General features: G+C 50.1%; 5 protein-coding genes and 1 CRISPR repeat array (1 of these 6 running past the window's edge). All 5 genes read right to left on the bottom strand.

Annotated features, from left to right (window positions below; translation table 11 throughout):
* A CRISPR array of direct repeats spans positions 1-4,197; the repeat unit is 28 nt; unit sequence TTTCTAAGCTGCCTGTGCGGCAGTGAAC; it reaches 278 nt to the left of the window's first position.
* Positions 4,198-4,608: 411 nt separating this feature from the next.
* A complete protein-coding gene (gene cas6f, locus J7438_RS12315) occupies positions 4,609-5,175 on the bottom strand; it encodes a type I-F CRISPR-associated endoribonuclease Cas6/Csy4 (RefSeq protein WP_209276758.1) in 567 nt (188 codons plus the stop codon).
* Between the two features lie 2 nt (positions 5,176-5,177).
* A complete protein-coding gene (csy3, locus tag J7438_RS12310) occupies positions 5,178-6,197 on the bottom strand; it encodes a type I-F CRISPR-associated protein Csy3 (protein WP_209276757.1) in 1,020 nt (339 codons plus the stop codon).
* An 18-nt stretch (positions 6,198-6,215) separates the two neighbouring features.
* Positions 6,216-7,151 carry a type I-F CRISPR-associated protein Csy2 gene (gene csy2, locus J7438_RS12305; protein WP_209276756.1) on the bottom strand — a complete coding sequence of 312 codons (936 nt, stop codon included), beginning with the start codon at positions 7,149-7,151 and terminating at the stop codon, positions 6,216-6,218.
* Complete coding sequence (gene csy1, locus J7438_RS12300; protein ID WP_209276755.1) at positions 7,148-8,503, bottom strand: type I-F CRISPR-associated protein Csy1; 1,356 nt, start codon at positions 8,501-8,503, stop codon at positions 7,148-7,150. The genes csy2 and csy1 overlap by 4 nt, the downstream gene beginning before the upstream one ends.
* A gap of 242 nt (positions 8,504-8,745) precedes the next feature.
* Positions 8,746-12,081, bottom strand: a complete 3,336-nt coding sequence (cas3f, locus tag J7438_RS12295) for a type I-F CRISPR-associated helicase Cas3f (RefSeq protein ID WP_209276754.1) — start codon at positions 12,079-12,081, stop codon at positions 8,746-8,748.
* Position 12,082 lies beyond the last annotated feature (1 nt).

Below are 12,082 nucleotides of genomic sequence, written 5' to 3'. Positions count from 1 at the left end.
TCGGCGTAATCAGCGCCCAACATTTCTAAGCTGCCTGTGCGGCAGTGAACTGATAGCAGAATACAAACCGGATTGTTGGGAATTTCTAAGCTGCCTGTGCGGCAGTGAACTCAACGTTGTTCAGCCCCACGTCAGCCCTAGTTTTCTAAGCTGCCTGTGCGGCAGTGAACGAAGAACGTGCCTTCTTACAAATTGACTCAGTTTTCTAAGCTGCCTGTGCGGCAGTGAACGAAACGTAAGGGTTGGCTACCATGCCGTAACGTTTCTAAGCTGCCTGTGCGGCAGTGAACCCAGATATCATCATGGGTAGCAGGCTCCATCTTTTCTAAGCTGCCTGTGCGGCAGTGAACGGTGTAAGCGTATGCCTTAACCCTATTGGTAGCTTTCTAAGCTGCCTGTGCGGCAGTGAACTCGCCGAACTCGATAAAGCCATCCATCCGGCATTTCTAAGCTGCCTGTGCGGCAGTGAACCGTAAAAATCCCATCCACCTTTAAATGTTTCGTTTCTAAGCTGCCTGTGCGGCAGTGAACCGTTGTCATCTCTATTGATTCGGTCATTTGCATTTCTAAGCTGCCTGTGCGGCAGTGAACAACCAGCCTGCTGGTTCGATTAGTAGAGCCCAATTTCTAAGCTGCCTGTGCGGCAGTGAACGTCACTGATCGCTTCATACGTCTGGCTCTGCTTTTCTAAGCTGCCTGTGCGGCAGTGAACAACAAAATCAAAACCGGAAAAGGAATGTCCTATTTCTAAGCTGCCTGTGCGGCAGTGAACCTTGTCAGTTTCATAGACCTTGAACGCTACATTTTCTAAGCTGCCTGTGCGGCAGTTAACGCATAACTGCCCGGTGACAATACCGGGATAATTTTCTAAGCTGCCTGTGCGGCAGTGAACGGCGCGGTTTCTACGTCTACGTCGTGGGGTTCCTTTCTAAGCTGCCTGTGCGGCAGTGAACGTGTAAAACGCCCTGCGGTCTGAAAGAGGTCATTTCTAAGCTGCCTGTGCGGCAGTGAACGGAAGCGGGAATGCTACGAGTGTTATGGAACTTTTCTAAGCTGCCTGTGCGGCAGTGAACGGCAACTGGAACAACGGCTCGAATGCCGGTCTTTTCTAAGCTGCCTGTGCGGCAGTGAACGGCAGACAAAAAGCGCTATCGATGGCGTTAAATTTCTAAGCTGCCTGTGCGGCAGTGAACAGGGATAAGGCTCGTTAGGAACAAAAAGCCAGTTTCTAAGCTGCCTGTGCGGCAGTGAACTACCGCTCACAGCACACCTCCCAGGCTCTTGCTTTCTAAGCTGCCTGTGCGGCAGTGAACATTGGGGGGATGGTGCATTGCTGGACATTACCTTTCTAAGCTGCCTGTGCGGCAGTGAACTGGCATAACGACTCAGCCCGGACTGACTGACGTTTCTAAGCTGCCTGTGCGGCAGTGAACACTTTTCAGCTTCATTAGGTTGATGGAGTTTCTTTCTAAGCTGCCTGTGCGGCAGTGAACCAGTTAAAATTTATAAATACTCGTGTTTTATGTTTCTAAGCTGCCTGTGCGGCAGTGAACTGTTATTCCATGGCCGTTTAACCAGGATGACTTTTCTAAGCTGCCTGTGCGGCAGTGAACCTGATTACCCGGTCAAAGGGGTTTGATTTGGTTTTCTAAGCTGCCTGTGCGGCAGTGAACTTCCGCGCTTTCCTGCTCCACCTGTGATTCCATTTCTAAGCTGCCTGTGCGGCAGTGAACGGACTCTGGGTGTCGGTTTGTCACTGTTGATGTTTCTAAGCTGCCTGTGCGGCAGTGAACGAAGCGGTGGAAGCTCTGCGGGAGTATTGCGATTTCTAAGCTGCCTGTGCGGCAGTGAACACCACAATCCCTTCGGCGTTGGTCTGGGTCATTTTCTAAGCTGCCTGTGCGGCAGTGAACCAACCAGGCTTACGACAAGCTCTCTTTAATCGTTTCTAAGCTGCCTGTGCGGCAGTGAACAGCAGCACTGATCTGGATGACCCAGACTATTTTTTCTAAGCTGCCTGTGCGGCAGTGAACGCCTGGGCAAATTGCAGCAGCTCGTCTTTAGTTTTCTAAGCTGCCTGTGCGGCAGTGAACGCCTGGGCAAATTGCAGCAGCTCGTCTTTAGTTTTCTAAGCTGCCTGTGCGGCAGTGAACGTAGGCTTCCCGTACTGCCGCGTTATTGATCCTTTCTAAGCTGCCTGTGCGGCAGTGAACTGGTCTATCATCAAGGGCTTGGTCTTGCCGTTTTTCTAAGCTGCCTGTGCGGCAGTGAACTGACCGCTTTAGGCAGTGTCGCCATGGGGCTTTTTCTAAGCTGCCTGTGCGGCAGTGAACCTCCTGTTCAATCTCCCGCCTGGCTTCTTTACTTTCTAAGCTGCCTGTGCGGCAGTGAACCACTGGTGATTGATATTGTCGATAGCTCAGACGTTTCTAAGCTGCCTGTGCGGCAGTGAACAAGGAGCAAAGGGAAGTGAGCGACAACTGGCATTTCTAAGCTGCCTGTGCGGCAGTGAACCAATCAACCACAGAAATTAGGCAATGCCTAAATTTCTAAGCTGCCTGTGCGGCAGTGAACGGCTCATTAGATAAATCTTCATATACCAAAGTTTTCTAAGCTGCCTGTGCGGCAGTGAACCAGAACAAATCATCAGGTTCGCCCTGGCTCATCTTTCTAAGCTGCCTGAGCGGCAGTGAACGCGGTAATGGCCGCCGGTGCCGGTCTCTCTGTTTTCTAAGCTGCCTGTGCGGCAGTGAACAAGATCCATGAGTATGTGAAAGAGAAGTTGAATTTCTAAGCTGCCTGTGCGGCAGTGAACATCAGCCGGGGGCAAGGATTGGCGCGCACACTTTTCTAAGGTGCCTGTGCGGCAGTGAACATCAGCCGGGGGCAAGGATTGGCGCGCACACTTTTCTAAGGTGCCTGTGCGGCAGTGAACGGTGTCCTGACTCATACAATACCTTTGGAAAATTTCTAAGCTGCCTGTGCGGCAGTGAACAACCAAAAAAACATCAAGCGGTACGCGCCGCATTTCTAAGCTGCCTGTGCGGCAGTGAACGTTACCGGCACCAGACTTATCCGCCTGGAACATTTCTAAGCTGCCTGTGCGGCAGTGAACAAGCTATGGGTGATAGTGGTAAAGGCTCCGGTTTTCTAAGCTGCCTGTGCGGCAGTGAACGTAGCGTTGCTTGCCTTTTCTGAAGGCGTTGATTTCTAAGCTGCCTGTGCGGCAGTGAACACCGACAGCTAACCGGCGCAGTCCGGTTTAGCTTTCTAAGCTGCCTGTGCGGCAGTGAACAAACTGTTTGCGCCACAGATAAAAACCTACATTTTCTAAGCTGCCTGTGCGGCAGTGAACTAACTTTACAGAGACCGGCAGAGCTTTCATCATTTCTAAGCTGCCTGTGCGGCAGTGAACATGTTTTTACTCAGGGTTTTGGATTCCGCTACTTTCTAAGCTGCCTGTGCGGCAGTGAACAATTAACAGCGGTCTGTTGCTCTGGAGCCGCTGTTTCTAAGCTGCCTGTGCGGCAGTGAACGGGGTGGTGGAATTTCTGCAACTTCGGGCTTATTTCTAAGCTGCCTGTGCGGCAGTGAACTCCTTCCCTTCTTTTTTCTCAGCCATGGTCGATTTCTAAGCTGCCTGTGCGGCAGTGAACCCCCACTGGCATATGTCCTTATTCTTTCGACCTTTCTAAGCTGCCTGTGCGGCAGTGAACACCCGGCTCATATAACTGCCGCCGGATGCTTTGTTTCTAAGCTGCCTGTGCGGCAGTGAACGAAGAACGCTCGCCCGGTTAAAGGGAAGTTCATTTCTAAGCTGCCTGTGCGGCAGTGAACGGGGGATGGATGAACGATCAGGAAATGAAACATTTCTAAGCTGCCTGTGCGGCAGTGAACGGGGGATGGATGAACGATCAGGAAATGAAACATTTCTAAGCTGCCTGTGCGGCAGTGAACGATTTGAGCGGTGGACAGATCCGCCACACCAATTTCTAAGCTGCCTGTGCGGCAGTGAACGAAAGGTTGGGGAGTGCTGGCCGTTCATTAATTTTCTAAGCTGCCTGTGCGGCAGTGAACGTACACGTCGCCATGCTGGTTTTCAGCTTCTATTTCTAAGCTGCCTGTGCGGCAGTGAACCGAGACTATACAGGGAAACGCTTTGGCTTGACTTTCTAAGCTGCCTGTGCGGCAGTGAACCAAAGACAATATGCACAAAGAGTAGTTGCTGCAAGGGTTCCATCGAAAAAAGGGAGTGTCACCCTATTTTTTAGAGTGAATTTAAATCATTGATTGTAAGTATATTTTTAGAGAGCGAAAAAAAAGGGTCTTTGAGTGCCGCTGGTGACAGCAGCTTCCTATGGGTACTAATGTGGCCAGGCTTTGTTATGCACACAGACCCTCATTCCCAAGGTCTTGAGGCTGTTCAATCCCTCCGAACATGTTCCCACGGACTCCCTTGAGAATGCATACCGAACCACTGTACAAATTAGAACCTCCGTTTAACTTCCATGATTCCGGGTAGAAACGGATTGTTCCACATTCAAAAGGCTCCGGTATGCACTCCCACGCAAGCATGGGAGTGTGTATGGGCATTAGCGCTTTTCTGCACTAGAACTCAGGAACAGTGGCGTGATCCAAAGCCAGGCCGTAGCTGTTAAACTGGCCATCTTCAGCCTTGGCTTTGTTATGGCGCTCTATAAACAGCAGAAAACTTTGCCCGTTGCTGCTGCTCTTCAGGCCAACATGAGGAAGACGCAGTGGTTTCGAGATTTGTGCATGCATAGCCTGCTCCAATGCCTCTGACCAGGTTCCCCGCTCAAGGTGGCGCTTTTTTTGCCTCTGGTAACGGCTGTTGCCCTTAGGTTGCTTTCGAGAGTAGCAGCTGTGTTTAGAGATCCCTTCAGGTATCCCACTGACAGGTGTCAGCAGAGCGTAATCCCGGATAACTAAATGGTTAGCAAGCACCGAATGGAAAGCATCAATATCCGCCTTTTTGCCAAGGATACGTATTATGCCACCCAGTGTGCGCTGTTGTCCGTAGGCTGGGAAAGCAAGACCGATTCGTCCCTCATAGGTCGGCAGCAACGAGTGCAGTGCCTGCATGAGTGCCGATACCACAGCAGACTGGATAATCTCTGGGTTGGGCAGTGCTTTGAGCTCACAGTAGCTGTCCATAATTACTCCTTGCCGGATTCACCAAAGACGCCACCACGGATCAGGATAGCCATTACATAGTGCTGTTGCTCTACAGAAGGTTCTTTATCCTTGAGTACCCAGTTATCAAACAGGCTGTAGAAATCCATCTTTACCTTTGGCTGCCGGAACGCCATGCCCAGGGTTGTTACAGAGCCATAGGGCTCAATGGCAATAGGCATTATCGCATCGTCACTGTACCAGGTATCAATGGTGCGAATAGCATTACCGATTTTTTGCGAGTGCATGCCTGCTTGACGAGTGGATTCATTGACAACATAGAGCTCCTTGCTCTTGGTTTTTCCTGTATCCAGTACCAGCTCCTGAGAAGGGTAAACTTCCTGACCAAAGCCGAGGCGGGCATGAGCTTCAATATTGAGAAGAATAAAATGCTCACCACGCAGACCAGAAGCTATCCATTGAGCAACAGTGGTGATTTCATCGGACTGGTGATCAAAATTCTGCAAGCTCAGTTGACGGGCATTATCGATGGCAACACTCTTCTCTGTGCCATCAATTTTGCAGCGCACAATGACTGAAACCGACTCACTGCCGATACGGTTACGCCACAGCCAGCGGGCGTTAAGAATATTGGTTGCGTACCGCCTTGCCAGTTCTTCTACACCATGCTCCTGAATATATTGAGCAACAACTTCTTTCACCTTGGCCTGATAGGGTTGGTTATTACAGACACTGGGGGTGCCATCAAAAGGGATAACCTTGCAGGTGAAGTTGACCTTGAGAGTGTCATTGTCATTATTCAACATGGCTACATCGACGGTTTGCAGGTTAGGTACCTGAATTTTTGCGTCCAGTTTGGCCGGGTCGCTGGCATCCTTATTTTTCAGGCGATTGGAGATGGTGCCCCGAATGGATTTGGTGCGAATGGCAATCACAGACTCCTGAGGGTGCTCCAGTTCACTGTTGAACTGACTGAACACCCCATCGGAGATATCCAGATTACGTTCGAAGGCGAGAACTGAGGCTGTTGTTAATTTAGTCATTGCATAACTCCTTTGATATCAATTGCCATTTTGCTCAATCAAGTACAAGCCGTTTTCACCGCTGTTCATCCGCCAGAAGGCATTATCCAGTGAGTTGAGGCTATAAGGGAAAACCCAGCGGCCAAGGCTGTAGAGTGTCTCGACATACTGGCTTGGGTAGTAGGGAGCCCGGCTATGTTGCATAGCTTCCGGTTCAAAAAGCGGTGAGATTGACTGATAGCCGACCGATATCGGCACCAGCCAGCCACGACCATGTTTGACACTGGCCGTCTTCCAGTGCACGGTTGGTTCTTTGTCTTCACCCCTGGTGGGCCGCTGCTCGGGAATATGATGCAATATCGCCGTTTCGAGAAGTGCATCCAGAGCGGTTGCATCGGGTGATTGCTGTTGTAGCTGCCTGGTAATCTCTATCAGTTCCTGACGGGCCTCCACAAGAATAAAGGCCGGTGCCAGGCGGGCTTTTAGTTGATCCAGATTTTCTGCCGGTACCAGCTCAACCGATTTGATACCAAACACACTGCCACTGGCCATTCTCTGTTGCTGCAGGGTTTGGCTGACCCAGTGACAAAACGCTTGCTCATTGTCATTAAGCCAGTCTTCGTCATCGTAGTCGGCACAGCGTATGGGGAGAACCAGGCTGATGGTCATATCAACCTTGCCTTCTTCGACTATTGCTGCAGTCTCTCCGTTTTTCCTGATTGGGTTGCGGCTTTGATTGAATGTGTAATCACTAAACGCATGGGGACGATACCGTCTTACCCGGCACTCATGACTGGCGATCAATACGCCGTCAAACATCAGGCTGACAGGAAACCGGATTTTACGTTCAAGGGCGTGAACAGCACCCAAAAAGCCAGTCAGGGCAGGAAAGCCATAACTGAGGGGGCCGGAGATAGCGTTGGCACCTTGTACCTTGATCTGGGAAATATGCAGGTAGAAGTCCACATCACTCATGAAAATACCCCCGCATTATTTCGCTGGCTGGCTTTGATGGTTGCTTCCATTTCCCGTCGCCATTCTCTGAATTCCACATCGTCAAAGTCTGTGGCCTGTTTTTTGAATCTGGTTTGCAGCAGATTATTCAACCAGAGTGCGAAATCCTGCATAACGCTCTGGACCCATTCACCTCTTTCCCTCTGTTGTTTAAAGGCGGTTTGACCCTCCTGGTTTGCCCGCAGAGGATCAAGCCAGAGTTTGTGTGCCATTTTTAGCTGGTATTTTTCACTCCATCCTGCAGGAAAACTTTGTTGTACATAGGCTGCCATTTGCAGAATCTGGCCAAGAATAAGGCCGAGAGCCTCCTTGCGCTGATCGCGGATATCCTTGTTGCTGTCGGCAGCCTCGATGACTGCATACAGCATCTGCAGAGCTTCATAACAGTGATAAGCCAGACTCTTGCTAAAGAAGCTTTCTTGTCGTTTGCTTAGAGAAAAATCTTGCTGTCGGGAATAGGTGGGTGGCAGGGATTCAAGGAGCAGGTTAACACCACGCTGTTTACTGGTGAGAGAACTAATGTTTTGCGGATTTGAACCACCTATTTTAAGTGCTGCCAGGGATATTACAGAAACATAGGCTTTCTGCTCAACGCTCTTTTTTTTGCGATTGTCCCGGGCATTTTTGTACTCTTCGCTGAAGCGTTTACTGTATATCGTGCCAGAAACGTTGTTGATCAGTGCCGAGGGGTGCAATGGCACCAGGCAATGATAGCTATCGTCTGCAATCGCATTATTTCGGGGCCAGAGTAACTGTTTGTTGCGACCTGAGGTTGTGGGTGAATCTGTTTGTGCAGCCAGAGAGGAATAAAATTTCTGCTGATATTGAGCAGAAAGTGTCGGATCAGTAGCAAAGGTTCTCTCCAGACCGCGGTGGTGTGCAAGGATTAGATCCCGTAGGAGGACACCTTTTACTGAGATGTTAAAAAAAGCGACTAATGGTAAGGCAGCGGCATTGCCGTTGGCATCTAATGCTGAGGCTGATAAGCACTGGGTTCCGACAATACCGGCAGGCAGAGTTGAGGAAGGCCTGAAGTTTATATTATCCCCTTTGGAATCGGGGTGAACTCCTTTGGATATGTGGGTTCCGAATTTGATTTGCCCGGTATATTTGTTCGCGAGTGTCTCCATCCAGTTAGCTCTGTCATAGCGATTTATGAAATCGGTTATTTTATCGCTAATCTTTTGTGCTTGATCGCTGCCAGGCTCTGCCTTGTCCAGTTTCTTCTGTTCTGGCTCCAGCTTGCTCTGGAGCTGCTCGCTAAGATACTGATCAATAGCCTGGATGACGTCATCACGTGTGATTGACTCCATTGCTTCTCTTCACCTCAACTTGTTGTTCAAAAGGATTGACGTATGGCAAATTATTTTTGCCGTGTAAGTGTTCAAAATAAATTTATAAAGACCTACAAATTTTTATGGTGGTAGGCTCTCACTCTCTGCCGAGTAGGCAGCTTATAAATTACAAAATGCAAGTGCGGTTCTTTATGCACAAATTACTGCCGAACAGGCAGACTCCTGAAGGGCTTTTTGGTAGAAGCCCTTTTTTGTATGACTTAGTTCGGCCAGAACCCAAACCATGGATGGAAGCACCAGCTCCTCTCTTGAGCCAACCGTATAGAAGCAAAGCGGATAGCCGTCTTAAGTGATGATTCGTTACCCAGTTGTGCACAGAGATCATCCAGTGCCGTGTGAAAATCACTGACCAGCCAAGGCTGGCTTGTGGTACTTTCCGGTACAAATTCCTGATAAGCAAACTTGCTGTTTATACTGTCCTGCCCTAAGGGATTCTCCCAGGCTTTTTCTGCGTAACGGAATCGAATACCTGAACAGCAGTCCTCGTCAGGTACCGCAACAACATCAACTTGCGGTATCGGATCGAACCGAAATGGCGTCGCCCGCTGCATGTGGGTGTTGGCCTGTGCTGCACTGTTGTGCTGCCAGAAGGCATTGACAACGTTGGTACCCGTTGCGTTGAGCAGATCAGCCATAACCGCGTGTTCAAGGTCGGCTAGCCGTTGGGTTGGCTGGAGATGATCGGGCCTGGCTATTCGGGGCATCGAATTGATATTGGCCAGCTGCTGATCAGTAATCAGGTCATCGGAGCAGCGATGACTATTGAGAAGATGGTTGTTGCTCTCAAATCCGGGCCGCAGGAAGACGGGGACGCCGACCCCCAAAGTACTCCCGACCTGCAGGGCTTTGATATTGCTATCAAGAATCAGCACATTGGCTTCGGTCACTACCTTGTCTGGTCGGTGTCGCCAGACTCGCCCAACCAGCTGAATGATTGAGCGCATGGATGATGGCTCAATAATGGCCCAGTCGTAATCGTGATCCCGACCCACTTCAGCAACGGCTGTGGCGAGAACGATAAAAATATGATGTTTTTTATCACCACTGTGAACGGCGTTGGTAATTTCCGGATGGTCAAACAGATTCTTACCATTATTCCGGTTAAGAATGCGATCCAGCTTATGTTCCAGCCGACTGCGTAAAAAGAGCAATTGACGGGCGTGATAACAGCAGATGTGTAGTTGGATATTCTTTGGCAACGGTGACTGGTACAGTGCCCTGGCCAGATCAACCATCGGATCAATATTGGCCATCCGTATCAGTCCAACACTGGCGGTTCTGTCACTTGCAGGGCAGGTTTCATGGTAGTTATTGTGCAGGCGCGTACAGGCATCGGTAATAATTTGGGCCAGAGTGCGGTTGTGAATTTTTTCCTCCTCAGTTGCCCGGGGAAGTGCTGTGGGCAGAATCTCTCCCACACGTTTCGGTGGCAGCGCGTTCAACGCTTTAATACGCTTGCGAGTGAATTGTGTATGGCGTTCGGCAAAGGTTTGTTCGTTACTGCATGGCTCAATATGCTGGTGGAATTCATCAAACCATGCACAGTAGACCCCTGTGCTTTTCCCATTCTGGTTGAGCTGCCATAGCTGGCGACCTTTCTGGTAGGCTACATAGAGCCCTTGAACCAGATCGGGTGTCAGGGTTGCCGAAGAGAGCAGGACATTACTCCCCATCATACCTGCCATATGCACCAGACGACTCAGGGCAGGCAGGTCATTTTGATCAAAGTCATCCGGCTCATCAAGAATCAGATCGCTGGTCAGCAGACGGAGGATTGGCACAATATGTCGTCCACCGCGCAGCGTTTCTGTGGCGCTGATAATGTGGTCAACAGTGCAGGAAACCACCGGTGCATAGAGCAGGTCGCTGGCTTTGGGGTCTTGAATAATGGTTCCCAGGGTTGATTTATCCAGTACACAGTTTTCGTAGTCGAGTTTATCGATAATCAGATCGCTGGCCGATTCACTGCCGTTATCCTCTGAATTCTCCTCTGCCGCCTGCTGCTGTAAATCAAACAGTGTGCGTTGTGCTGCACCACCAACCAGGATAGCCAGTTCGGTATCATCCAGGTTTAGTCTTTCCCGCAGAGCTATCCCTGTCTGAAGGGTCAATACCCGCAAGCCAAGGGCAATGGTAAAGCGGGGGCCCCGCTCGGGATCAGCGAGTGCGGCCATAATCCGTGCATTGCCCAAGGTTTTACCACAGCCAGTGCTGGCCAGGTTCACACCAAAGAAGCCTTGCTGACGAGCCTCTTTCTGATGCTTTTTCACCAGGTTCCAACTTTGGTTTTGCCACTGAAACCTTGGCGTTGAAGTACGTTTGGAAAATGGGCTGATATCTTCGAGGTATGGCAGTTCGTGGGCAAATCGTGGTAGTAATCGCGCAAAATCACCCGTAAACCGGGCAACCCCCAGCAAGTGCTCATCCAACGCTTGTTTTGGTTGTTTTGACTGGCGATCAGTATTAGCGATCAGTGACGTTGTAAGGCTTTGGTCGCCGGTGACGCGGCGTTGGTCATCCGCAGGCAGGCTGGAGTAGTTATGGTCACCCACCATAAGACATAAACGCGCCAAATGCATCAACAGTGGATTATTTTTTTCCGGTAAGTTCAAGAGCGGAGGATGGTTTAATGCTTTAGTTGCCCAGCGCTTCACGGTTTTCTGCCACACCAGGCTGTCTGTGGCCTGAGCGGAAAAGCGCCAAAAATCGCCCACGTCATTGCGTTCATTTTGCGCTTTTTCCGAGAAAACCCAGTAGTTATAAGCAGACAGTCGTTTGTAGAAGCGAGCAATATCCAGTCCCAAAAATTTGGATTGATGGCGCAGTTTCTCCCTTTCTCTGAAATTATGCCTGTCATCACAAGGGAGTCGGTGGTGGGTAACCGTCAACCAGGCAACCAGTTGTGCCAATGGGGGAAGATGGGCAATACCTTTGGATCTATTCTTGTGTGCATAGTCGTTGTAAAGGGAGTCAACCCAATTGGGGTGCTGTTTGAAATAGACGGGAAGGTTGCATAACCTTTCCAGCCACTCCTTATCCGTCGAGCAGCCAGAAATCAGTGCTTCAAAAAGGCGCAGGGATAGCCACTCGTGACGGTAAGGGTCCGATTGTTGATTCCCGGATTCTTTAAGTTTTCGCTGGAATCCAACCGTTGCTTTACCCAGGTCATGCAGGAGTGCAGCGAGTACGGCAACAATCTGTATAGAGGTTGCCATAGTCCAGCTGTTTTCCCACTCTGTGCCAATCAGAGTTCGCCGGGTTTGATTGACTGGCACCAGGCCTTTGTTACTAAAGGCATTGCGTTTGCCCACCACCCAAACCAGCTCACTGCGCGACCGTGACCGAAGCCAGTGACAGCTGACTGCTGTGCTTTTGGTCGCTGTTTTTCTCAGCAGTTTTTTAACGGCGTTTAATCCATCCTGAGTAATAATGGTTTGCCAGGTGTTGTCACCTATTCGATCCGCAAAGGCATCCAGAACCCGTCGTGTTTTTTTCAGGGCATTTTTTTCGCACTGGGAGATAAAGGTGACCATCATG

It is taken from the genome of Thalassotalea sp. G20_0, assembly GCF_017744175.1.
GTDB lineage: Bacteria > Pseudomonadota > Gammaproteobacteria > Pseudomonadales > Endozoicomonadaceae > Endozoicomonas.
Note: the sequence above shows the minus strand (reverse complement) of the source record. Positions and strands in the feature narration are given on the sequence as shown.